Raw genomic sequence first — 21,996 nt, 5'->3', positions numbered from 1 at the left:
GCATGATGCGCGAGCGGGATGTTGCGGCCTACTCGAGGGACATTCTCGAATCCGTGTGGTCGGTTACCCCCGACGCCGCGATCGAGGCGGGGAGGCTACCTCCGGTCCTGTGGGAGGATCCGACGCAGGGCGGGCGCGACGCCGTGCGTGATCGTATCGAACTCTTGCTGAAGGAACTCGATCAATTCGGCGGTGACCGCACCTGCGAGGATCTGCGCGCCGCGATGCGATTCCATCTGCTGTCCGCCGCCTCGCTCGCGACATCGCGCGACATCTCCGAGCTCAACCACATGACCGGCCCGGTGGCTCGGCTGAGCTGGGCGTCGCGTTCCTGGCCGCAGCGCGAGGATCCGCGGTTCGATTCGTATGTCGAGCGGCTGCGGGCCTTCCCCGCTTATGTGTCCGAGCTGGTCGGGGAGATCGCGGCCGCGAGCGAGACCGTTCGGGGTTCGGCGCCGGTGCTGCACGCGTTCATCAGCCAGGTGGACACGCTTTTCGCGACCCGTGCCTGCGGCCCCGACCCGCTGCTGCACGGCATGAGCGCCGCTCGCGAGCAGGGGAATTCGGTCGCCGAGATCCCACAGGAGGTCGTCGAGCGGGTCTACCGGGCGCTGGCGGAGCTGCGTTCGGTGGCCGTCGCGGAACTCGCGACGGCCGTGCCCGCCGCGCCGTCGGCGATCTCGCCGGCGGGTCCGGACCGCTATCGCGAGGCGATCTTTCGCGGAACGAGCGTGCCGCTGTCGCCCGAGCGGCTCGAAGCCATCGGCCTGGATCTGTTGCGCGCGACCGAGGCCGAGTTCACCGCCCTCTCCGGCCGGGATTTCGCGCGAGAGCTGCTTCCCGGCGACGAGATCATGCGGCGCTTCGCCGACGCGCACGAGCTGTTGACCTCGGCGAGCCGGGTGCTGGTCGAGCGGTGGCCGATGGCACCCTGCCAGGTCGAACCGATGCCGGAGACGAACGCGTCGACGGGTCCGCCCGCGTTCTACGGTCCGTCGTCGTATCGCAACGGGCGCCCCGGGTCGCTGTTCGTCAATGCCATGCTGCCGACCTCGACGAGGTCGTCGGAAGTGCTACCGCTCGCGATGCACGAGGGCGTGCCCGGGCATCACCTGCAGATCGCGCTCCTCGACGAGAACGACGCGGTGCCCGAGGTGCTGCGGCTGCTTCCGGTCAACGCGTTCACCGAGGGGTGGGCGGTTTACGCCGAGACCCTCCATGCGGAGATGGGCCTCGAGCTCAGCGAGCTGGACCGGCTGGGTCTGCTGATGCACCAGCGCTGGCGGGCCGCGCGACTGGTGACCGACGTGGGTTTGCATGTGCGGGGCTGGAGCGTGGAGCAGGCCGTGGAGTTCATGGCGCGGCACACTCTCCAAGACGTCGGCCAAGTCCGCAAGGAAGTCGTCCGTTACCTGGCCTGGCCCGGCCAAGCGCTGGGCTACGCGGTCGGTGCCCGGGCGATCGCGAACCATATCCGCGAGATGGTCGGTTCGGGCCTGACACTCGCCGCGGCCCATACGGCGCTGCTGGACCGCGGCTCCCTGCCACTCACCGCGCTGACCGGTCACGACCGGAATTGACGAACGGGGGCGACCATGCCGGATCGGTACAGCCTTGCCGACTGGTTTTCCCGAACGCTCGCACCCCTGCTCGGCGCGGTCGGCGATCTCGCCGACCCGTGCCCGGCCCCGGATGGGCGCCACGTCGCTTGCACGGGAGTGGTGCAGCGCGAACTCGGCCGCCCACCCGAAAGACGCTTGTACCTGATCGATCCGGAGCGGCGGTCGCTGCGCGAGTTACCCGGTGATCGGCAGATCCACGGGGCGGCGACATGGTCTCCCGACAGCGGCCGGTTGGCGGCGATTCGGGAGTCGGATGCCTCCGACGCCCATCAGCTGTGGATCGTCGAACCGGACGCGAGCCGGAATGGCAGAGAGTTTCCGCTGCCCGGTTGGGCCGAATACGTGGAGTGGTCCCCCGACGGCCGAAGGATCTTGATCGGCGTCGCACCCGACGGCGTCGATCGAGCGGGTGCGCTGGGGTCCGACCGGGTCGGAAAGGCGGCTCCCGCTTCGGACGCCGCGCCGGTGACTCCACGGTGGCTGGCCGTGCTGGATCCGGTCACCGGGGACTGGGAGCGAGTCACCTCGCCCGGGCTCAACGTCTGGGAGGCCATCTGGTGTGGCCCCGACGCGCTCGTGCTACTGGTGTCCGACGACGCGTCCGAGGATTCGTGGTACAGCAGCCGTGTCGTCCGGCTGGCGCTGGGATCCCGTTCGACCGAACTGCTGTATCGGCCGATGACCGGGTTCGGCTCGCAGCCGCAACTCGGTTGGCTTGCCGCATCTCTCGATGGAAGATGGGTCGGCCTCATCGAGGGGGTGTGCAGTGATCGAGGGCTGGTCGCGGGCGATGTACGGGTACTCGATCTCGTCTCCGGTGTCAGCGCGTCGTTCCGGGCGGGTTTCGACGCGACCTCGCTGGCTCGGTCGGACCACTCCGGGCGATTCGTGGCGGCAGGCCTGCGGGGGCCGTGCAATATCGTCGCGACCATCGACGCCACAACGCAGCGCGCCGAAACTCTCTGGGAGGGTTTGGACTTTCTCGGGGGCGCCCGCCGGTTCCCGAAGGTGGTTGTCGGTGGCGAGCGTATCTTCGCCATCGCCGAGAACCTCGACACGCCCACCGGACTCGTCGAGCTGACCCGGGGTCGCCGCAGGCGGATCTGGTCTGTCGGCGGCACAGCCGACGACACCGGCCTGCGGGGGGTCACCTCGCGCTGGGTGAGTTGGAAGTCTTCGGACGGCACGGAAATCCATGGCCTGCTCACGCTGCCCTCCGGTGCGCCGCGCGGATTGCTGCTGTGGGTGCACGGCGGGCCGGTCAGCGTGTCGGCGGATCAATGGAAAGGGCGGCCCGCGTCGATGAGCTATCTGCTCGCCGAAGGCATCGCCATCTTCCGGCCGAATCCGCGAGGCAGCGTGGGTGACGGCCGCGAATCGGTGGCGCGGCTGGTCGGCGACCTCGGCGGCGTCGACACCGAAGACGTCCTGTCCGGGCTGGATTGGTTGTCCGCGCAGGTGCTGGGCGCACTGCCGACCGCGGTGGGCGGAGAGAGTTACGGAGGGTATCTGACCGCGTGGCTGCTCACGGAGACCACCCGGTTCAAGGCCGCCGTGGTGAGTTCGCCGATCACCGACTGGACGAGCTTTCAGCGGACGTCGAACATCCGGCGGTTCGCCGAGACCTTCGCCACGGGGGCCGCGCTTCGCCGCAATCCGCTGCGCCGTGCGGGCGAGATCACCACTCCGACGCTGGTGATCGTCGGCGGGCGCGACCGCTGCACTCCGCCGGGAGAGGGGCGCCAGTTGCACGACGCGTTGCGGGCCGACGGTCGCGCGCCCGCTCGGCTGGTGGAGTTTCCCGACATCGGCCACGTGCCGCGCGAATTCCCCGCGTTGCTGGACTATTCCGAGGCGATCCGGGACTGGATCACGAATTTCCTGTGGGCAGGGTGACGGCGTCGAGATAGTCCGGGTTCGTCAACCGGGCGGCGATGTCGCTGTCCACTCGTTCTGGCACCGGTATCGGCGGCAGATACAGCGTTGTCGCGGGGGTGAGTAGTTCACCGACCTCACCGAGCTGCCCCACCGTCGAGTGGTAGAGGCGTGAGGGCTCATCGGTGATCGCCGAGACGACCAACGTGGCGGGGTGGCCCGGTGCGTAGAAGCGAGACAGATACTCGCCCAGCTCCCGGATGCGGTCGGGCGTGTTGCCGGTGTCGGCGCTGTGCAGCCGCGTGCCCAGCAAGCCGACCTGCCAGATGACCGCGGCCAGCTCCGGCTGCAGCGTCCGTCGATACAGCAGGATGTCGGTGGCCTCGTGCATCTGGACGCCCGTGCCGACGATGTCGATCCCGAGATCCGCCATCAGGCAATCCAATGCGGAGATGCCCGGCAGCGTGCGTACCCGCACACCCAGGCGCGGACCGGCGCGCAGGCAGATCGCCGACGGCAGCGACAACAGCAAGGGATGTCCGTACAAGGCCAGCGCTACCGGAGGCATCTCGATCGCCGCCTCCAGCGCGCGCGCCGCCATCGTTTTATAGGTGCGCAGCCGATCGGAACCGTGTACATAGAATTCCGAAGTATCGACTATGTCCGGGCAGAGTGCACGGAGAAATTCCGCCGTGCCGGGAACGTAGCTGGCGTACAGAATTCGATTAACTCGGCCCAGAACTGTTCGGGTTTCCGCTGTCACATGTGACGGCTTCAATCCGAGGCCGGCCAAATAGAGATCGGCGTCCTCGGCCGTCGGCACGTTGTCGGCGCCGCTGATCAAGGACGCATGTCGCCGACGATGTCGTCGATGACGTCCATCACGGACTGTGCTCGCCCGGCGGTAACCGAGTGCTCCACAGCGGATTCGGCGAGCCAGCTCGCGGCGCCGGGCAGCGCGTCGGGCGCCGCCGATCGCGCGACGGGCTCGGCGAGCCAGCCCGCGGTGCCCGGCACGGTGTCGGGCACCGCCGATCGCGCTGCTGTGGCGGCTGCTGCTCGCATTTCGGAAACGATCATGGCCCGTCCCCCGCTCTGGGTAATCTGAACCGGATGGCATACAGAGCTTTCCATGCTTCCGTGCATGGCGAAGGTCTTAAAGTTAACAACTCGAGCCCGCGTGTGTCCATAAGGTGGAATAAATGAAACCGCGGTCGGATCTGGTACCCGATCTGTTCTCGATCCTCGTCGGAACGCTGCTCGGTTTGGCGACGAACCTCGCCACCAGTGACGACAACCTGCCCACCTTCGTCCATGAAGCGGCTCCGCTCTGGGCTTTCGGCGCGCTGCTCGCCTCGGCCCTGCTGTTGATCGGGGTCCGCGTGTGGCGGCATTTCTCCGAATCACGGTGGGAGCGGGTGCGTTTGAAGGCGGGCGAGAGTCCGTATCCCGGCCTCGACGCGTTCTCCGAGAGCGAGGCGGGTGCGTTCTTCGGCCGCGATCGCGACATCCGCAGGCTGCTCGATCGGGTCCAGGGCGAGCAGACGGACCAGCTGCGCTGCATCGCGATCGTCGGGCCGAGCGGCTCCGGGAAATCGTCGCTGGTGCAGGCCGGGCTGGTGCCCCGCCTGGCGGCCCGCCGGGGGAGGTGGGTGGTGCTGCCCCGGGTGGTGCCCGGCCCGGAACCCCTGCGTTCGCTCGCCCGCGCGCTGATCGAATGCGGTTTGGACGGGTCGGTCGGTGCGGTCGAGCGCGGACTGAGTCTGGACACCGATCATCTTCGGGACTATTTGGAGCGGTTGCGCGCGAAGGCGGCGCATCGCTCGCCGCAGCTGCTGCTCATCGTCGACCAGGCCGAGGAATTGGTGACCGCGCGCTCGGAGGACGAGGAGCGCCGCTACCTGACCATGATCGAGCGTGTGCTCCGCACGTGTCCGTGGGCGTGCGTGATCCTGGTGTTCCGGTCGGAGTTCCTGACCCACTTCCTGTCCGGGCCGCATGCCGAGCTGTTCGAGCATCCCGTGCCGGTCGCGGTGCTGCCGACTTCGGCGCTGCACGAGGTCATCGAGCGTCCGGCGGACGCCGCCGGTGTGCGTTTCGATCCGCCGGACCTGGTGCGCCAGATGGTCGGCGAGACCGGCAGCGGGGAGGCGCTGCCGCTGCTGGCCTGGACGCTGATGGAGTTGTGGGAACGCAAAGGGGCCCGCACGGTGATCACCGAGGCGGATTACCAAGCCTCCGGCGGCGTGCTCGGCGCATTGTCCGCCCGCGCGAACAGCGTCACCGAGGACCTCGTGCGCCGCGGGGCCGTCGAGGACCGCATTCTGGACACGCTGCTGCGTTTCTTCCACCTGGAAGGGTCCAGCTTCACCCGCCGACAGGTCCGAGACGCCACCCTGTCGCCGGACGATCGCCGCATCGTGTCGGCTTTCGTGCAGGCACGGCTGCTTTCGGCGGACTCGGGCCCGCAATCGGACGGGGTCTTCTACCAGGTCACCCACGAGGCGTTGATCCGGCACTGGGCGCCCCTGCGGCAGCTGGCCGAGACCAGACGTGCCGGCCTGGAACAGCTTTCCCGGCTGGAACGGTGGGCAAGGGACTGGGCGGAGTCCGATCGCGCGGACGAATTCCTGCTCGCCGGAGCGAGATTGGAAGCCGCTCTGGGGTGGTGGGCGGATGCGGGAGCGGACGCGCGGGCGGTGCCGACGGTCGAGGAGTTCCTGCAGCGCTCGACCCGCGCGGACCGGGTGACCGCGGAACGGCTCGCCGATGCCAGCGCCGTGGTGGCGTCGGAGTGGATCATGCGCGAGCCCGATACCGCGATCATGGTGGCGCTCGCCGCCGAACGGGATTACGCGCCGACCCCGGAGACCCGTCAGGTGCTCGTCGCCGCTCTGTGCGCGACGAGGTTGCATCGGGTGACCCGTCTCGCCTCGGCGGCCGTCCGCCAAGTGGCCTGGGCGCCGGGCAGCCAGCTCATCGCCGCCGCTTTGGCCGACGGCGCCGTGATGCTGTACGACCGCGCGGGCAGCCAGGAGACGGTGTCCTGGCCGGTGGGTGCGAGCGGCGCCTGCGCGGTCGCGTGGTCGGCGGATGGCGCGCGGTTGGCCAGCGGTGGCGCGGATGGGGTGGTGCGGGTGTGGGATGTGGCGGCGGGGTCGGAGGTGGCGTGTTGGAGCGAGCATGCCGGTGCGGTGCACGCGGTGGCGTGGTCGCCCGACGGCGCGCGGCTGGCCAGCGGGGGCGCCGACCGCACCGTTCGCCTCTGGGACGTCGCGGGCGCGACCGCCACCGATGTGCTGTACGGGCACGAAGCGGCCGTGCTCGACCTGGACTGGAATCCGAGCGGAGATCGGCTCGCGTCGGGGTCCAGCGACTGGATCGTGCGGATCTGGGCGCCGCGGGAGCGTGCGCTCGACGAGCTGTTCGTGGCCCACGACGCCGCGACGGTGGCCGTGGCCTGGTCCCACGACGGCGACCGGCTGGCCACCTGTAGCGAGGACCGGACGCTGAAGATCTGGTCGGTGCGGCCGTACCGCGCGGTGATCACCCAGCGCAGCCAGGACCAGGCGACCACGTCGGTCTCCTGGGCGCCCGACGACAGTCAGGTGGTCACCGGATCGGCCGACGGAACCCTGCGGGTCTGGAGCAGCGCGGTGACCCAGCTGCAGCACGACCGCTTGACCCGCGCCGTCGCGTGGGCCGCGGACGGACGGCGACTGGCCTCCGCGGCCTTCGACGGTTCGGTGAAGCTGTGGGACGTCCGCACCGGACGCGAGTTGACCACGTTCCTCGGCCACGAATCCGAGGCCGTCCATCTGCACTGGTCCCCGTCCGGGGGACTGCTGGCCAGCACCAGCCGAGACCAGACCATCCGGATCTGGGACTCCGCCGGTGGCGGCTGCCACCGCGTCTTGCGCGGTCACTCCGGGGTCGGTACCTGGGTGTCGTGGAGTCCGGGAGGCGACCGGCTGGCGACCGCCTCACGGGACTGCACCGTGCGGCTGTGGGACATGTCGGTCGACGAGCCCTCGCCGACGGTGCTGACCTTCGCCGACGGTGTCACCGCCACGGATTGGTCACGCGACGGCGGCCGCTTGGCCGTGGCGTTGCTGGACCGGACGGTCCGCGTCCTCGACGTGGCGGGACAGCGGGAGATCCTGGCGCTGGACGGACATCACGACGAAGTCTGGACCGCGGCGTGGTCGGCCGACGCTACGCGGATCGCGACCGGATGCTTCGACGGTTACCTGCGGATCTGGGACGCCGCCTCGGGGGAGCTGCTGGCGAGCTTCGGCATCGGCGACGACGCGGTCCAGGCGGTCGCCTGGTCGCCTCGGGAGCCGGGCTGGATCGCGGGGGCCACGCGCAGCGGCACGATCCGGCTCTGGTCGGTCGACGACCACCGGTCGCTGGCCGTGGTGCGGGGGCACAAGCAGCCGGTCTGGGGTCTGCATTGGCGCAGGGACGGCGAACAGCTGGCCACCAGCAGCGACGACGGTGAGATCCGGATCTGGAACTTCGGCAGGGATCTCGACTCCGTACCGCCGTGGCGAACGCGATGGGATTGCGCGAACTCACCGTCGACGAGCGGCACCGGTTCCTGCTGCCCGCCCGGCAGGCCAACGGTCAGCCCGCCGCGTCTGCGTGATCGTGCGCGGGCCACGGATCGCCGTCCAACGCGTACGAGCGCAAGGCGCCGACGCCTTCGGGGATCTCGCCGACGACCGACACCCGGTGCAGCACGCGCTCCACCGGTCCGGTCAGATCGGCCGGCGGAGTGTGCGCCGTAGCCCGGTTGTCCCACATCGCGACGCTGCCCGCGTGCCACCGGTACCGCACGGTGAAGGCCGGGTCGGTGAGCTGTTCGAAGAGCATCGCCAGAAGGTGCCTGCTCTCCGCGCCGGTCAGGCCCAGAATGCGGTGGGTGAACAATGGATTCACGAACAATGCCGACTCGCCGGTCTCCGGGTGCCTGCGCACCACCGGGTGGACCGCCGCCAGTGGGCGGGCGGCGACCGTGCGGTGATACCGGTCGTCGGATTCGGCGCTCTGGTAGCCGGCGAGGTAGCGATGTTCGGCCTCCAGCGTTTCGAGCATCGCCCGCACCGCCGGTGAGATGCCCCGGTAGGCGGCGACCAGGTTGCACCACTGGGTATCACCGCCGAAAGCCGGGACGGTCTGCGCGCGGAGGATGCCGATCGACGGCGGATTCACCACGGGCGTCAGATCGCTGTGCCAGGACGACAGCGGCGATGTCTGCGTCCGGCGCCGTTCGGCGGCGCTCTTGCCGTATTTCCGTTCGTTCGCGAGATTGTCGACGGTCAAGATCTCCGGAAAAGCCGACTCCGAGGTGTCGACCAGCGGGTGTGCCGCCGTCACCGGACCGAACCTGCGGGCGAATTCGATATGGCGGGCATGGTCGAGTTCCTGATCGGAGAAGAACAAGACCTTGTGTTCCAGCAGCGCGGCACGGAGGGAGGCTGTTTCCGAATCGGAAAGTCGAACCAGATCGATATCGGTGACTTCGGCCCCGACGTGGGTGGTCATTTTCGTGACGCGCATGGCTACCTCGGACGAGTGCGGGTCCGGCCAGAATACGGCAGAGCGGCAGTGCCGCAGCGCGATCTCGCCGCGCCGGTTTCGTTCGATTACGGCCGAATGGGCGTTATGGTGTTTCGCATGAATGCTTGGTTGTTGCGGGCCGTCGTGCTCGGCGCGCTGGTGGTGGCGTTGCGCGCCGGGCTCGGGTTCGCGATGGTGTACTGGCCGACGCACGGCGCGCTGATGCGGCTGCTGTGCCTGATCGTGCTGGTCGCGACCATCGCGGCCTGGGGTGTGCTGGACGGTCGCAGGGACCGCGTCGCGAGCGGGGACGCCGAACGCGGCGCCGATCTGACCATGTTGTGGCTGAAGGCCGCTGTCGTCGGTGGCGTCGGCAGCGGACTGGCGTCCTGGATCCTGGACCGGGTCCCCCGGTTCGATCTCGGCGACAACGGCTTGCTGTTCGAACTCACGGCGGGCGCGGCGTTCATCATCCTGCTGATCTTCGTGCCCGCGCTGGTCGGCGTCGGCGTCGGCCGGATGCTGGCCGAGCGGCAGAACGGCAAGGGGCGCTCCACGCCGCCGTCGCTGTACTCCGCCGCGGGCAGCGCGATCTGATCCGACGAAAAACGGCGCGCCCGAACCGGGCGCGCCGTTTCCGTGTGGCCGGTGCGGACTACAGCAGCACCGCACCGCCGCTCGGACTGTCCTCCCGGGCGATCGCCGAATAGGCGGCGGCCAGCAAGGTGGGATCGGGACCCTCCAGACGTCCTGGCTTGGCCAAGCCGTCGAGCACGACGAAGCGCAGCACGCCGGAGCGGGTCTTCTTGTCCGTCTGCATGGCGTCCAGCAGCTGGGGGAGCGCGTCGGCGTCGTAGCTGGTCGGCAGCCCGACGGCGGACAGGATCGCGCGATGCCGGTCGGCGGTGGCGTCATCGAGACGGCCCGCGAGCCGGCCGAGCTCGGCGGCGAACACCAGTCCGACGGAGACCGCGGCGCCGTGCCGCCACCGGTAGCGTTCGCGCCGCTCGATCGCGTGGCCGAGGGTGTGACCGTAGTTCAGGATCTCGCGAAGACTGGATTCCTTGAGATCGGCGGCGACGACGTCGGCTTTCACCTGGATCGCGCGGCGGATCAGCTCCGGCAGCACCTCGCCGGACGGGTCGATCGCGGCTTCCGGGTCGCGTTCCACCAGCTCCAGGATCACCGGGTCGGCGATGAAGCCGGCCTTGATGATCTCGGCCATGCCCGCGACGATCTCGTTGCGGGGCACTGTCTCCAAGGTGGCCAGATCGACCAGCACGGCGGCGGGTTCGTGGAAGCAGCCGACCAGATTCTTGCCCGCTTCGGTGTTGATGCCGGTCTTGCCGCCCACCGCCGCGTCGACCATCGCCAGCAGCGTGGTCGGCACGTGCACGATGCGCACGCCGCGCATCCAGGTGGCCGCGACGAAACCGGCCAGGTCGGTCGCCGCGCCGCCGCCGAGGCTGACCACGACGTCGTTGCGGGTCAAGCCGATGCGCCCGAGCACTTCCCAGCAGAATCCGGCGACGGCCAGGTCCTTGCCCGCCTCGGCGTCGGGGATCTCGATCCGGTGCGCGTCCAGGCCGGTGTCGGCCAGCGCCTTGCGCACCGCTTCGGCGGTCTCGGTCAGCGGCGGCTGATGGAAGATGGCTACGGTGCGCACGCCTTTGGTCGCGTTGTTCACCGACTCGACGAGTTCGCCGAGCAACCCGCGGCCGATGATCACCTGGTACGGGTCGGCGGTCCGGACTTCGAGACGACTCGGCTCTGTCACGTGGCTTGCTCCGATTCTGTTGTTGCTGTGGTCGACTGCTGCCGCGCCCGGGAACGGGCGCGGCGTGCGCGGGCGCGCCGGGACCGGCTGCCCGCCGCAGGCTCCCCGCTGCCGGTCCCGCTCGCGGCGTCGGGTTCGCTGGTGACGCTCCTGCGGGCGCGGCGGGATCGGACGGTGGCGGTCACCGCCGATTCGCCCGCCGCGCCGGTCGCGGTGTCGGTGGTCTCGCGCTGATCGGCGTCCTTGCGCCGGGCCGCCGCTCTGGCCCTGGCGCGCCGGCGGGCTCGGGATCGGCTGCTGCCCTGCGGGATTCCGCTGGGCGGTGGCCGCAGGTCCGCGTCGGCCGGTTCGACCGGCTCCATCCCGAGCTTGGTCATGATCATCCGCACCACCCGGCCGGGGCTGCGGCCGTCGGTGCGGACCCGGACGGTGGCCACTTCCCGATACAGCGGCCTGCGGGTACGCATCAGCTCCCGGTACTTCGCGCCGGGGTCGGCGCCGTTGAGCAGTGGCCGCTGCGTGCTCGCGCCGGTGCGCCGAAGCCCCTCGGCGACACTGATCTCCAGGTAGACGACGGTGCGGCCACGCAGGAGGTCCCTGGTGTTCGCCGACAGCACCGCGCCGCCGCCGAGCGAGACCACGCCGCGTTCGGCGAGGACCGCGCGGCGCACCACCCGCTCCTCGATCTTGCGGAATTCGGGCTCACCGTCTTCGGCGAAGATCTCCGGGATCGTGCGGCCGGTCTCCCGCTCGATGCCGGCATCGGTGTCGTACAGCTCCACCCCCAGTTCCCTGGCGAGCTTGCGGCCGATCGTGGATTTCCCCGCCCCCGGCGGTCCGACCAGCACCACGCGCGGGGCGCGCGGATCGGTCTGCACGATCATTGCGACCGACTGTCCGCATGCACGTGGGGGCGAGTGCTGATGCGCTCGAGGTAGCTGGTGATGTTATCGACGGTCTCGGTGAGCGAGTCGCCGCCGAACTTCTCCAGCGCGGCCTGCGCGACGACCAGCGCCACCATGGATTCGGCCACCACGCCCGCTGCGGGCACGGCGCACACGTCCGAACGCTGATGGATGGCGACGGCCTCGTCGCCGGTGGTCATGTCGACGGTGGACAGCGCGCGCGGCACCGTGGAGATCGGCTTCATGGCCGCGCGCACGCGCAGCGCCTCGCCGTTGGTCATGCCGCCTTCCAGGCCGCCGGCGCGGTTGGTCGAACGCAGCACGCCGTCGGGGCCGGGGCGCATCTCGTCGTGCGCCTGGCTGCCGCGGCGGCGCGCGGTCTCGAAACCGTCGCCCACCTCGACGCCTTTGATGGCCTGGATGCCCATCAGCGCGGCCGCCAAGCGTGCGTCCAGCCGGTTCTCGCCGCTGGTGAACGAGCCGAGGCCGACCGGAAGTCCCGCGACGACCACCTCGACCACGCCACCGAGGGTGTCGCCGTCCTTCTTGGCGGCCTCGATCTCCGCGATCATCGCGGCTTCGGCGTCCTTGTCGAACGCGCGCACGGGGCTCTCGTCCACCGCGGCGAGATCGGCGGCGGTCGGCACGATGCCGGAGGTGTTCTGCGCGGCGCCGATCGACACGACATGCGAGACGACCTCCGCGCCGAACGCCTGGCGCAGGAAATTGCGTGCGACGGTGCCCGCCGCGACCCGCGCGGCGGTCTCCCTGGCGCTGGCGCGCTCGAGCACGTTGCGGGCGTCGTCGAAGTTGTACTTGAGCATGCCGGAGTAGTCGGCGTGTCCGGGCCGTGGCCGGGTCAGGGGTGCGTTGCGGGCCAGGTCGGCGAGCTCGGCCGGGTCGACCGGGTCGGCGGACATCACGGTGGTCCACTTCGGCCACTCGCTGTTGGCCACCTCGATGGCCACCGGGCCGCCCATCGTGCGCCCGTGCCGCACGCCACCGACGACGGTGACCTTGTCGGCCTCGAACTTCATCCGCGCGCCGCGACCGTAGCCGAGCCTGCGGCGCGCCAGCTGCGCGGAGATCTCGTCCGACGTCACCTCGACGCCTGCCACCATCCCTTCGAGGATGGCGACGAGAGCGGGACCATGGGATTCTCCGGCAGTTATCCAACGCAGCACATCGTTCATCTTCCCATGTCGACGCCGGTGCTCCGGAATGCGGCCCGCCGTGACGGCGCGCACGCCGGGGGTCGCGGCCCCGGCGCTCAGCGGGCTATGACGATGGGGCGATCCACCGCGCGCAGCAGCGCCTCACCCACCGAGCCGAACAGCAGCCGGCCCAGGGCCCCCCGGCCACGGTTGCCCACCACCAGCAGTTGTGCCTCCCGGGAGCGTTCCAGCAATCGCCGCTGCGGCCGGTCGCGAACGACCTCGCGCCGAATGGTCAGCTCCGGGTACCGCTCCTGCCAACCCGCCAGGGCGGTGGCGAGCAATGCCTCCTCGGTCCGGCGCGACGCGGCCCAATCGGTGCCGATCGCGGCCAGCGGTTCGACCTCGCCCCAGGTGTGCACCGCCACCAGGTCGACCCCGCGCAACGAGGCCTCGGCCGCCGCCACCCCGATGGCGGCCTGCTCGGCGGTGGAGCCGTCCACGCCGACGATCACCGGATCGGTGTTCGCCCTGTCCCACAGCGGCGTCTCGGCGGGCACCACCGCCACCGGGCAGTCGGCGTCCCTGGCGACGGTGCTGCTGACCGAGCCGAGCAGGACGCGCTGGACGCGGCCGATCCCGCGGGCGCCGACCACGAGCATCGCCGCGTTGCGCGATCGCTCGATGAGGGCGGTGGCGATGTGCGCGGTGCGGATCTCGGTGCCGATGGCGATGTCGCGCACCGCATGGGCGGCCGCCACCGCGGCGTTCGCGGCACGCTCGATCGCCTCGTCCGCCTCGCGCACCCGCAGCAATGCCGCAGGACGCGGCGGATCGTCGTCGGCCGAGCCGAGCGACGACTCGACGACGAGCGCGATGTGCAAGGGCGCGTCGTGCAGCGCGGCGGTCTGCGCGGCCCAGCGGACCGCGACGATCGATTGCTCGGAGCCGTCGGTTCCCGCGACGATCGGTCTGCGCGACGGGTGCGTCGGATTCACTGGGCGGCTCCTTCTGGACGCTGCATCGCTGGCGTGCGCATTCGGGGCAATTCGCCGAGGGGCCGCCGTCGAGCCCAGCTTCAGCGACTGCTCGGGAAGTCGATGCCCGTGATTGATGCTAGCGATCAATTGCGGAATATTTGCTGACTACGTGATCCCGGCCCGCTCAGTGCGCTCCCGGCGCCCAGGCCGCGAGGGCGAGCAAGGTCGCCAGGCACATCGAGGGCCCGTGTGGCACCACGGCGCGGTCCGGCCGGGGGCCCGCGCGGGCCGCTCGGCGCACCAGCAGCACGACGGCGGCCAGCGCCGTGAGGACCGGTGCGATGAGCGCGGCCGAGACCCAGCATTGCGCGCCGCCCAGCGCGGCGGCCGCGCCGAGACCCACGGCGAGCTTCACATCGCCGGCGCCCAAGGCGGCGGGCGTGGCCAAGTGCACGAGCAGATAGGGCGATGCGAGCAGTGCCGCGCCGCACAGCGCGATCGTGAATTGCCCTGTGAGCAAGGCGAATCCGAAGATCATGGCGGCGCCCCAGCCGGTGAGGGCATTCGGGAGCCGCAAGGTTCGGATGTCGATGCAGCTCGCGACGATGCACCATGCCGTGAGCGCGGCGAAACCGATCGGTGACATGCCTCCAGGCTCGTTGCCCCCAGCCCGAGTTCGACGTGGCGCCGGCGAAATGTGCACAACTCCAGCGCAAGTGAAGATCCCGTGTATCAGAATTCGTCCACGCTGTCGGATCGTCGTCACCGGCGTGCGCGCGGGCCGGTGCCCATCCGGGACGGTCTCCGTGTTGCGCGCCAACGACCGCGTTCCGGCGGTAGCTTGGACGCATGTCTGCTGATCACGCAGGTCGGGGCCCGGACTATGCTGCGCGCCGCAGCGCGCTGCGCGGTCTGCTGATGGAGAACGAGGTCGACGCTCTGATAGTCACCGATCCGGTGAATATCAGATATCTGACCGGGTTCTGCGGAAAGGACTCCGCCCTGCTGGTGCATTCCTGGGACACCGGCAACGACGAGGAACGCACCGTGCTCGGAACCGACGGCTGCCACCGCGATCTGGTCGCCGTCCAGGCGCCCGGCCTGCGCGCCGAGATCGCGAGCGCCGCGGCGCGCCGGATCGTGGAGCTGGCCGGTGAGTGGCACGTCGGACGGGTCGGGTACGAGAGCCATGTGGTCACCGTCGAGCAGCATCGCCGCTTGGTCGAGTGGCGCACCGGCCTGGAGTTCGCGGCCACCGTCGGGCTGGTGGAGCAGTTGCGCATGGTCAAGGACTCGCACGAGGCCGCGCGCATACGCGCCGCCGCGGTCGCGTGCGACTCGGGCCTGCGCGCAGTACTCGAAGCAGGCGGAGTGCGGCCGGGGCGGACCGAACGGCAGGTGGCTCGCGATCTGGCGTGGGCGATGTTCGAGCACGGCGCGGAAACGGTCGCCGCGGCCACGGTCGCAACGGGGAAGAACTCCGCCGTCCCACGGCATCGTCCCGCCGACGTCACGCTCGGCGCGGGAGATCTGGTCGCGGTCCGGTGCGGCGCGGTCGTCGGGGACTACCACGCCGTGCTCACTCGCACGTTCGTCCTCGGCCGGGCCGAGCAGTGGCAGCGGGAGGCTCACGCGCTGGTCGCCGCCGCGCACGAGGCCGGGCGCGCTGCCCTGCGCCCCGGGGTGCCCGTGTCCGACGTGGACGCCGCGTCGCGGGCGGTGATCGAGGCGGCCGGGCACGGCAAATCGTTCGTGCACGGCCTCGGCCACGGGGTCGGCCTCCGGATCGACGAAGCGCCCGGAATCGCGAAAACCGGAACCGGTACACTTCTGTCTGGCGTGGCGGTGACCGTCGAACCAGGTGTGTACTTTCCCGGCCGCGGCGGCGTCCGGATCGAGGACACGCTCGTGGTGCGCGAAGGGGGCCCCGAGTTGCTCACCCACACCAGCACAGACCTGACCGTCGTCGACTGACGCCGGTCTGCCCGAGACCAAGCGGTAGAACGAGGAGATCCGAAGACAGTGGCGGACACCAGCGACTTCAAGAACGGCCTTGTGCTGAAGATCGACGGTCAGCTCCAGCAGATCATCGAGTTCCAGCACGTCAAGCCGGGCAAGGGCCCCGCGTTCGTGCGGACCAAGCTGAAGAACGTCGTGTCCGGCAAGGTGGTCGACAAGACCTTCAACGCCGGCGTGAAGGTGGAGACCGCCACCGTCGACCGCCGCGACATGACCTACCTGTACCACGACGGCTCCGACTACGTCTTCATGGACGGCGAGACCTTCGACCAGATCTCCATCTCCGAGGCCACCATCGGCGACGGCGCCCGCTTCCTGCTGGAGAACATGACCGTGCAGGTGTCGATGCACGAGGGCGCGCCGCTGTACGTCGAGCTGCCGGTCTCGATCGAGCTCGTGGTCCAGCACACCGACATCGGCCTGCAGGGTGACCGCTCCACCGGCGGCACCAAGCCCGCCACCCTGGAGACCGGCGCCGAGGTGCAGGTCCCGCTGTTCATCAACACCGGCGACAAGCTGCGCATCGACTCGCGTGACGGCAGCTACCTCGGCCGGGTCAACGCCTGAGCGCCGGGCCGTCCGATCCGGAATGATGTGACCGTGGCTGAACAGCCCGTGGACAAGAAGTCCACGTTCAAGAAGCTCGGCGCGCGGCACAAGGCCCGCCGCCGCGCGGTCGACCTGCTGTTCGAGGCGGAGGCCAGGGACGTCGACGCCGCCGACCTGCTCGACGAGCGCGCCGAACTGGCCGCCCGCGACCAGTCGGTAGCGCCGGTGCACCCCTACACCCGCACCTTGGTCGAGGGCGTCGCCGACGATCTCGACCGGGTGGACGGGACCATCGAGTCCTACTTGCAGGACTGGACCCTGCCCCGGCTTCCGGCCGTGGATCGCGCGATTCTGCGCATCGCGGTGTGGGAGCTGTTCCACGCGAGCGACGTCCCCCCGGTCGTCGCCGTGGACGAGGCGGTGGAGCTGGCCAAAGAACTGTCCACCGACGACTCCCCGTCCTTCCTCAACGGCGTGCTCGGGCAGGTGGTCCTGGTGGCGCCGCAGGTGCGCGCCGCCGCGGCCGCGACCAGGGCCCCGCGACCGGAGCCCGAGGCGTGAACAAGTACCTCGTCCTGGCGATGCGCACCCCGCGCTTCGACACCGCCGTGATCGAGCCGCATCGGCAGTTCCTGCGATCGCTGCAGGATCGCGGGCAGTTACAGGAGAGCGGCCGCTTCACCGACGGCACCGGGGGCGCGTATGTCATCTACGCCGAAAGCCTCGCCGCCGCGCGGGAGATCGCGTTCACCGATCCGGTGCACACCACCGGCTCCTCGGAACTCACGATCTACGAATGGGAAGTCACGGCTCCGAACTGACTTCCCTCGGGCGTGGTTCCTGACGGATCGGCGCTCCAGTAGGGCGCTGATCGCTGCGCCCGGAGGACTTCTCCGCGAGACCGCGCGCATGGCTCCCGCTGGTGGGTGTACGGATGACCAGCGGGAGCACCGGAACCGATGGTTCCGCGCGGAGACCGAACCCGACGTGCGTTCGATCCGGCCTCGAAACGGCATCCTCGTACCTCGACCGCACTCGAGGTCAAGAGAGCCGGGCTTCTCGACCGCTAACCGGTCACCAGCAGTGCCGCGACCGCGCCCGCGGTGGCGACGGTGGCGAGCGCGAGGCCGGTCAGGACGAAACGCCGCATGGGCACCCGGACGCCGTGCGTGCGGCAGAACTCCAAGCACAGCAGCGTGGCGAGCGAGCCCCACGGCGTGACGATCGGACCGACATTGGTGCCGATCAGCAACGCGAGGAGCTGATCGCCGTTCTGCGCGGGGATCACCGCCTCGCCCGCGGTGTAGGCGGGCAAGTTGTTCGCGACATTGGACAGACCCGCGCCCGCCGCGGCGGCACGGAACGCGCCCGACGCACCGGAGTCGGCGCCGATCAAGGCATGCATCAAGTCACCGAGGCCGAACCGGCTCGAGGTGGGCACCACCAGGAACAACCCGACCACGAAGACGAGCAGCTGCCACGGGATGAGCGACAGTCGCAACGCGCCGCGATCGAACACGGCGAACGCCGCCAACGCGATGAGCGCCGCGACCGCCGCCGCGACACCGATCCGGTCGCCGACGACGGGGATCGCGCCGATGAACAGCAGGCAGGCCCCCGCCGTGGCGAAGAACAGCGAGCGCTCCCGGAAGTTCGCGGGCCGGATCGGCTCGGGCGGCACGTAGCGGTCGGTTTCCCTGCGGCCGCGCCGCCAGTACCACACCCATAGGCACGCCGTCGTCACGGCGATCGAAACCAACTGCGGCGCCCACATTCTCCCCGCGAAGCCGGTCGCGGTCAGCGCCACTCGGTCGGCGGCGAGCAGATTGGTGAGATTGGAGACCGGTAACAGCAGGCTCGCGGTGTTCGCCAGCCACAGGGTGGTCATGGCCAGCGGCAATGGCGGAATCCGAGCGGGTGCGGCGAGCGCCAGCATGACCGGGGCGATGAGCACGGCCGTGGTGTCGAGGTTCAACAGGATCGTGGTGGCGGAGGCGAACAGCACGCACAGGCCGAACAGCGCCGGGTAGTGGCCGCGACCCAGAATCGCCAGGCGATGGGCGATGGCGTCGAAGACCTTGGCCTGCCTGGTGAGTTCGGCCAGCACGATCACGGCGGCGAGAAACAGCAGCAGCGGGCCGATGCGGCGCATGTTCGCGGCGGCCTCGGCGCGGGGCAGCAGGCCCGTGAGCACACACAGCAGACCGACCGCGAGCAGGGCGAGCCGGATTCGATCCAGAAGGCTCAGCCGCCGCTCGGACCTGGTCGCGGGAGGGTTGCGTGCGGAGGAATCGACCAGTTCGGGCACGGGTGCCATCATGGCAGCCCTGCTGCGCGGGCACTTCCCGGCCGGGGCGAGCCGGAGCGGTTCTCGATTACCCATTGAACGTGCCGTTATGCAATGGTACGTTATTCGCGTCACACAGGTCGGACGTCGGCTCCGGCGCAAACCGATCCCATCGTTCGGGTGGGACGTTGCGCCCGACGCATTCTCGGTGTTCGTCCGCCACCGAAGCCAAGGATGTATTGCCCATGAGCATCGTCATCGGACTGGTATTTCTGTTCATCCTGGTCGGAGGCAGCCTACGGTCGGCCGAAGCCGGCTGTCAGAACACGTTGATGAACCACATGAAGAACATGTGGCTGTGCGCCGTGATCTCGTATGCCGTTGCGCTGACCGGCTTTTCGATCTTCCTGGCCCTGTCGTCGAAGACGCCGTGGCCCACGCTGGACGACGTGCGCGACATGCCGTGGTGGGCGCCGTTCGGCGGTCTGCTCGGCGGCGCGGCGGTGATGGGGATGATCGCCGTCGCCCGGCATGTCGGCGTGGCCACGTTCAGTGCGCTGGTGATCGTGGGCGAGATGGTGGTCGCCGTGATCATGGATCACTTCGGCCTCATGGGATTCGAGGAGCGCTCCGCCAGCCTTCCGCGTCTGGTGGCCTGCGGGCTGATCACGCTCGCGATCTACCTGATGGCCGACGAACCCGCGGGAAACGAACCCAGGGTCAGCGTCACCTGACGGCAAGACAGCCCCGCTGCCGGCCGCGCCATCCACTCTTCGCACTCTCCTGAGGACTTTCCATGACGGTTCAGACCGCCGAGAAGACCCGTGCCGCGCTGCCCCGCGCCACGATGGCACTCATCTTCGCGTTCATCCTGGTCGGCGGCGCGCTGCGCTCCGTAGAAGCCGGATGCCAGAACTCGCTGAAGCTCGCGTTGAAGAACGTCTGGCTGTGCGGCGTGATCTCCTACACCGTGGCCTTCACCGGCTTCGCGATCTTCCTGACCGTGGCGTTGCTGGTGTCCCGGAATCGGCCGTGGCCGACGAAGGCCGATATCCGGACCATGCCACGGTGGGCGCCGTTCGGCGGTCTGCTCGGTGGGGCCGCGATCCTGGCGATGATCTCCGTGGCCTCCGATGTGGGCGCCGGCACCTTCAACGCCCTGATCATCGCCGGGCAGATGTTCGGCGCGCTCGCCATCGACCACTTCGGGCTGATGGGGTTCCCGCGCCGTACGGTCAGCTCCAAGCGCGTCGTGGCCTGCGTCATGATCATCGCCGGGATCTATCTCATGGCGTCCTACTGAACCATTGCGCCGAGGCGCGTCCGGACCTGGTCGACAGCCAGGTGCTGAGAGACAGATAGGGTGACTATTGCAACGTTGCCTCGGTGAGGAGTAGGAGACATGGCTGCGAACGAGCTGACCGCCATCCGTTCTGCGCAGGAGGCGTGGGCGCTGTTCGACCGCCTCCCCGCGGCGCGGGTCGAGGACATCACGACGGGGCGCTGGCGCGGCGAGGAACTGGACACGGGCCATCCGATGGACGGCGTGCTGGTCGCCTCGGGCTGGTACGGCAAGCAGTTCGACGGACCCGACAGCGTGCATCCGTTGCTGTTCGCCTCGGGCGGAACGATATTCGCCGTCGATCCGCGCCGCGTCCCGGTCGCCTTGGCCGGACGGGTACCGCTGCCGGGCGTGCGCGCCGTGCGCAAGTTGCTGCCGATCCTGCGGCCAACGCTGCGCACCCGCAAATACACCGCGCGGCTGCGCGAGGTCGAATACCGCGGCGTGACAAGTGCCGCGATGGTCTACGACCATCTGCCGATCATCGATCACTTCCGCCGCGCCGACGACCACACCCTGCTCGGCGTGATGGATTTGCGCGGTATGGCCGAACCGTACTTCTTCCTGCTGCACAGGGACGTCGGCTGACGGTCGGCCGTCGCCGATCGGGTCCGGTACCGCCCCCGCCACACTAGGATTTGCGCAAACAGGCGGGATCTTGCGGCGATGTGGTGACCGAGGAGGCACAGTCGATGGAACGCACGACATGCCTGGTGGTCGGTGGGGGGCCAGCCGGAATGATCCTCGGGCTGTTGCTGGCCAGAGCCGGTGTCGAGGTGACGGTGCTGGAGAAGCACAAAGACTTCTTACGCGACTTCCGTGGCGACACCGTGCATCCCACCACCCTCGACCTGCTCGACGAACTGGGTCTCGGCGCGGAGTTCGCGAAACTGCCCGCGCGCAAGGTGGATCAGGTGCAACTGCCGATCGCGGGCGGTCTGCAGACATTGGCCACCCTGACGCATCTGCCGGGCAAGCACAAGTACATCGCCATGGTGCCGCAGTGGGATCTGCTGGATCTGCTCGCGCGGGCCGCGGCCGCCGAGCCCACCTTCCGGCTGCGGATGAACACCGAGGCCACCGATCTGGTCTGGGTCGACGGCAGGGTCGGTGGCGTCGCCTACCGGACCGCCGACGGCGCGGCCGGTTCGATCGAGGCCGACCTCACGGTGGCCTGCGACGGCCGCGGCTCGCTGCTGCGGTCGGCGGCCGGCTTGCCGGTCCGCAGGTGGTCGACTCCCATGGACGTCTGGTGGTTCCGCCTGCCGCGCACGGATATCGATCCCGTCGGCGCGTTGCCGATCGCCAGCGCCCGGCGGGTGGCGGTGCTGCTCGATCGCGGCGACTACTGGCAGTGCGCCACCCTGATCGCCAAAGGTGCCGACGAATCCGCCCGCCGGGGGCCGGTGCAGGAGATCATGCGCAGTCTGGCCGCGGCCGCGCCCTGGCTCTCCGACCGGATAGACGCCTTGACCAGCTGGGACCAGGTCCAGTTGCTGGAGGTGAGACTCGATCGGCTGACCAAGTGGTACACCAACGGCTTGCTCTGCCTCGGTGACGCCGCGCACGCGATGTCCCCGGCCGGTGGCGTCGGCATCAATCTGGCCGTCCAAGACGCCGTGGCCGCGGTCGCAATCCTCGCCCCGCCCCTGCTCTCGGGCACACTCGGCACCAGGCACCTGGCGAAGGTGCAGCGGCGGCGCCGCGTCCCGACCGTGGTGACGCAGGGAATACAGCGACTCCTGCACGCCTTCGCGATCGCCCCCGCCCTCGACGGACGCATGGACATCGCGAACTCCGCACGCGCACCGCTGCCGATCCGCGTCCTGCGGCGCGTTCCGGTTGTTCGCAGCGTGCCGACCTTCTTGCTCGCTCGCGGTGTCCTGCCCGAGCACGCCCCGTACTTCGCCCGGCGGTAGCG

The 21,996-nt window shown here is 69.7% G+C and carries 19 protein-coding genes and 2 pseudogenes; 12 read left to right on the top strand and 9 right to left on the bottom strand.

Features of this window, described 5'->3' with window-relative positions:
* The first annotated feature begins 5 nt into the window (after positions 1 to 5).
* Positions 6 to 1,580 carry a DUF885 domain-containing protein gene (locus tag ACH49X_RS02985; protein ID WP_357206704.1) on the top strand — a complete coding sequence of 525 codons (1,575 nt, stop codon included), beginning with the start codon at positions 6 to 8 and terminating at the stop codon, positions 1,578 to 1,580.
* Positions 1,581 to 1,595: 15 nt separating this feature from the next.
* Positions 1,596 to 3,518, top strand: coding sequence for a prolyl oligopeptidase family serine peptidase (locus ACH49X_RS02980; protein WP_357206702.1), 1,923 nt, complete (start codon positions 1,596 to 1,598; stop codon positions 3,516 to 3,518).
* Here the strand turns inward: ACH49X_RS02980 and ACH49X_RS02975 are convergent.
* Both ACH49X_RS02975 and ACH49X_RS02970 read right to left on the bottom strand, forming a co-directional pair.
* Complete coding sequence (locus ACH49X_RS02975) at positions 3,493 to 4,341, bottom strand: SAM-dependent methyltransferase (protein WP_195082328.1); 849 nt, start codon at positions 4,339 to 4,341, stop codon at positions 3,493 to 3,495. The two genes, ACH49X_RS02980 and ACH49X_RS02975, sit on opposite strands and share 26 nt — an antisense overlap.
* Positions 4,338 to 4,562 (bottom strand): hypothetical protein, encoded by a 225-nt coding sequence (locus ACH49X_RS02970; RefSeq protein ID WP_195082329.1) that lies wholly within the window; start codon positions 4,560 to 4,562, stop codon positions 4,338 to 4,340. The genes ACH49X_RS02975 and ACH49X_RS02970 overlap by 4 nt, the downstream gene beginning before the upstream one ends.
* Positions 4,563 to 4,699: 137 nt before the next feature.
* On the opposite strand from ACH49X_RS02970, the pseudogene ACH49X_RS02965 reads away from it, so the two are divergent.
* Positions 4,700 to 8,005: pseudogene (locus ACH49X_RS02965) on the top strand (AAA family ATPase); the annotation flags it as partial.
* Between the two features lie 121 nt (positions 8,006 to 8,126).
* Here ACH49X_RS02965 and ACH49X_RS02960 read toward each other — a convergent pair.
* Positions 8,127 to 9,047 (bottom strand): TauD/TfdA family dioxygenase, encoded by a 921-nt coding sequence (locus tag ACH49X_RS02960; RefSeq protein WP_357110339.1) that lies wholly within the window; start codon positions 9,045 to 9,047, stop codon positions 8,127 to 8,129.
* A 132-nt stretch (positions 9,048 to 9,179) separates the two neighbouring features.
* Here ACH49X_RS02960 and ACH49X_RS02955 point away from each other — a divergent pair, with 132 nt between their 5' ends.
* Entirely contained in the window at positions 9,180 to 9,659 is a 480-nt protein-coding gene (locus ACH49X_RS02955; RefSeq protein ID WP_323124416.1) for a B-4DMT family transporter, read from the top strand.
* A 58-nt stretch (positions 9,660 to 9,717) separates the two neighbouring features.
* On the opposite strand, the gene aroB is transcribed toward ACH49X_RS02955, so the two are convergent.
* The 5 genes and pseudogenes from aroB to ACH49X_RS02930 all read right to left on the bottom strand — a co-directional run bounded on the left by aroB (position 9,718) and on the right by ACH49X_RS02930 (position 14,524).
* Positions 9,718 to 10,839, bottom strand: a complete 1,122-nt coding sequence (gene aroB / locus ACH49X_RS02950) for a 3-dehydroquinate synthase (RefSeq protein ID WP_195082333.1) — start codon at positions 10,837 to 10,839, stop codon at positions 9,718 to 9,720.
* Positions 10,840 to 11,204: 365 nt separating this feature from the next.
* A pseudogene (locus tag ACH49X_RS02945) lies at positions 11,205 to 11,723 on the bottom strand (shikimate kinase); the annotation flags it as partial.
* Positions 11,720 to 12,928, bottom strand: a complete 1,209-nt coding sequence (gene aroC / locus ACH49X_RS02940; protein WP_357206699.1) for a chorismate synthase — start codon at positions 12,926 to 12,928, stop codon at positions 11,720 to 11,722. The gene aroC and the pseudogene ACH49X_RS02945, both read right to left, overlap by 4 nt.
* Before the next feature lie 86 nt (positions 12,929 to 13,014).
* Positions 13,015 to 13,896 carry a universal stress protein gene (locus ACH49X_RS02935; RefSeq protein WP_357206697.1) on the bottom strand — a complete coding sequence of 294 codons (882 nt, stop codon included), beginning with the start codon at positions 13,894 to 13,896 and terminating at the stop codon, positions 13,015 to 13,017.
* A 166-nt stretch (positions 13,897 to 14,062) separates the two neighbouring features.
* Complete coding sequence (locus tag ACH49X_RS02930) at positions 14,063 to 14,524, bottom strand: A24 family peptidase (RefSeq protein ID WP_357206695.1); 462 nt, start codon at positions 14,522 to 14,524, stop codon at positions 14,063 to 14,065.
* A gap of 203 nt (positions 14,525 to 14,727) precedes the next feature.
* On the opposite strand from ACH49X_RS02930, the gene ACH49X_RS02925 reads away from it, so the two are divergent.
* Genes ACH49X_RS02925 through ACH49X_RS02910 form a run of 4 tightly spaced genes read left to right on the top strand, consistent with a single transcriptional unit; the run spans position 14,728 to position 17,267 of the window.
* Positions 14,728 to 15,852 carry a Xaa-Pro peptidase family protein gene (locus ACH49X_RS02925; protein ID WP_195082337.1) on the top strand — a complete coding sequence of 375 codons (1,125 nt, stop codon included), beginning with the start codon at positions 14,728 to 14,730 and terminating at the stop codon, positions 15,850 to 15,852.
* Positions 15,853 to 15,900: 48 nt separating this feature from the next.
* A complete protein-coding gene (efp, locus tag ACH49X_RS02920; protein ID WP_039798939.1) occupies positions 15,901 to 16,464 on the top strand; it encodes an elongation factor P in 564 nt (187 codons plus the stop codon).
* 33 nt (positions 16,465 to 16,497) lie between these two features.
* Entirely contained in the window at positions 16,498 to 17,007 is a 510-nt protein-coding gene (gene nusB / locus ACH49X_RS02915) for a transcription antitermination factor NusB (RefSeq protein ID WP_195082338.1), read from the top strand.
* Positions 17,004 to 17,267, top strand: a complete 264-nt coding sequence (locus ACH49X_RS02910) for a YciI family protein (RefSeq protein ID WP_323124415.1) — start codon at positions 17,004 to 17,006, stop codon at positions 17,265 to 17,267. Before nusB ends, ACH49X_RS02910 begins: the two co-directional genes overlap by 4 nt.
* A 245-nt stretch (positions 17,268 to 17,512) precedes the next feature.
* Here the strand turns inward: ACH49X_RS02910 and ACH49X_RS02905 are convergent, their stop codons facing one another.
* Positions 17,513 to 18,763 carry an SLC13 family permease gene (locus ACH49X_RS02905; protein WP_357110435.1) on the bottom strand — a complete coding sequence of 417 codons (1,251 nt, stop codon included), beginning with the start codon at positions 18,761 to 18,763 and terminating at the stop codon, positions 17,513 to 17,515.
* Between the two features lie 215 nt (positions 18,764 to 18,978).
* Between ACH49X_RS02905 and ACH49X_RS02900 the strand changes: the two genes are divergently transcribed.
* The 4 genes from ACH49X_RS02900 (at position 18,979) to ACH49X_RS02885 (ending at position 21,994) form a co-directional block, all read left to right on the top strand.
* A complete protein-coding gene (locus tag ACH49X_RS02900) occupies positions 18,979 to 19,467 on the top strand; it encodes a DMT family transporter (RefSeq protein WP_357110350.1) in 489 nt (162 codons plus the stop codon).
* Positions 19,468 to 19,529: 62 nt separating this feature from the next.
* The gene (locus ACH49X_RS02895) at positions 19,530 to 20,036 is read left to right on the top strand and encodes a DMT family transporter (protein WP_195082341.1); all 507 of its coding nucleotides are present in this window, start codon (positions 19,530 to 19,532) and stop codon (positions 20,034 to 20,036) included.
* Between the two features lie 99 nt (positions 20,037 to 20,135).
* Entirely contained in the window at positions 20,136 to 20,663 is a 528-nt protein-coding gene (locus ACH49X_RS02890; protein WP_195082342.1) for a DUF4334 domain-containing protein, read from the top strand.
* A gap of 104 nt (positions 20,664 to 20,767) precedes the next feature.
* Positions 20,768 to 21,994, top strand: a complete 1,227-nt coding sequence (locus tag ACH49X_RS02885; protein WP_357206693.1) for an FAD-dependent oxidoreductase — start codon at positions 20,768 to 20,770, stop codon at positions 21,992 to 21,994.
* Positions 21,995 to 21,996: the final 2 nt, after the last annotated feature.

This window comes from Nocardia sp. NPDC019323 (assembly GCF_044389845.1).
In the GTDB taxonomy this organism is placed as follows: Bacteria; Actinomycetota; Actinomycetes; order Mycobacteriales; family Mycobacteriaceae; genus Nocardia; species Nocardia implantans.
This window is presented reverse-complemented; position numbering and strand designations above follow the sequence as displayed.

What these genes read in the sequence shown, in the direction of transcription:
- ACH49X_RS02905 (WP_357110435.1), bottom strand. Translation starts at nt 18,763, where the DNA reads ATGGCACCCGTGCCCGAACTGGTCGATTCCTCCGCACGCAACCCTCCC.
- ACH49X_RS02980 (WP_357206702.1), top strand. Translation starts at nt 1,596, where the DNA reads ATGCCGGATCGGTACAGCCTTGCCGACTGGTTTTCCCGAACGCTCGCA.
- ACH49X_RS02895 (WP_195082341.1), top strand. Translation starts at nt 19,530, where the DNA reads ATGACGGTTCAGACCGCCGAGAAGACCCGTGCCGCGCTGCCCCGCGCC.
- ACH49X_RS02925 (WP_195082337.1), top strand. Translation starts at nt 14,728, where the DNA reads ATGTCTGCTGATCACGCAGGTCGGGGCCCGGACTATGCTGCGCGCCGC.
- ACH49X_RS02930 (WP_357206695.1), bottom strand. Translation starts at nt 14,524, where the DNA reads ATGTCACCGATCGGTTTCGCCGCGCTCACGGCATGGTGCATCGTCGCG.
- ACH49X_RS02955 (WP_323124416.1), top strand. Translation starts at nt 9,180, where the DNA reads ATGAATGCTTGGTTGTTGCGGGCCGTCGTGCTCGGCGCGCTGGTGGTG.
- ACH49X_RS02970 (WP_195082329.1), bottom strand. Translation starts at nt 4,562, where the DNA reads ATGCGAGCAGCAGCCGCCACAGCAGCGCGATCGGCGGTGCCCGACACC.
- ACH49X_RS02885 (WP_357206693.1), top strand. Translation starts at nt 20,768, where the DNA reads ATGGAACGCACGACATGCCTGGTGGTCGGTGGGGGGCCAGCCGGAATG.
- ACH49X_RS02890 (WP_195082342.1), top strand. Translation starts at nt 20,136, where the DNA reads ATGGCTGCGAACGAGCTGACCGCCATCCGTTCTGCGCAGGAGGCGTGG.
- ACH49X_RS02900 (WP_357110350.1), top strand. Translation starts at nt 18,979, where the DNA reads ATGAGCATCGTCATCGGACTGGTATTTCTGTTCATCCTGGTCGGAGGC.
- ACH49X_RS02960 (WP_357110339.1), bottom strand. Translation starts at nt 9,047, where the DNA reads ATGACCACCCACGTCGGGGCCGAAGTCACCGATATCGATCTGGTTCGA.
- ACH49X_RS02985 (WP_357206704.1), top strand. Translation starts at nt 6, where the DNA reads ATGCGCGAGCGGGATGTTGCGGCCTACTCGAGGGACATTCTCGAATCC.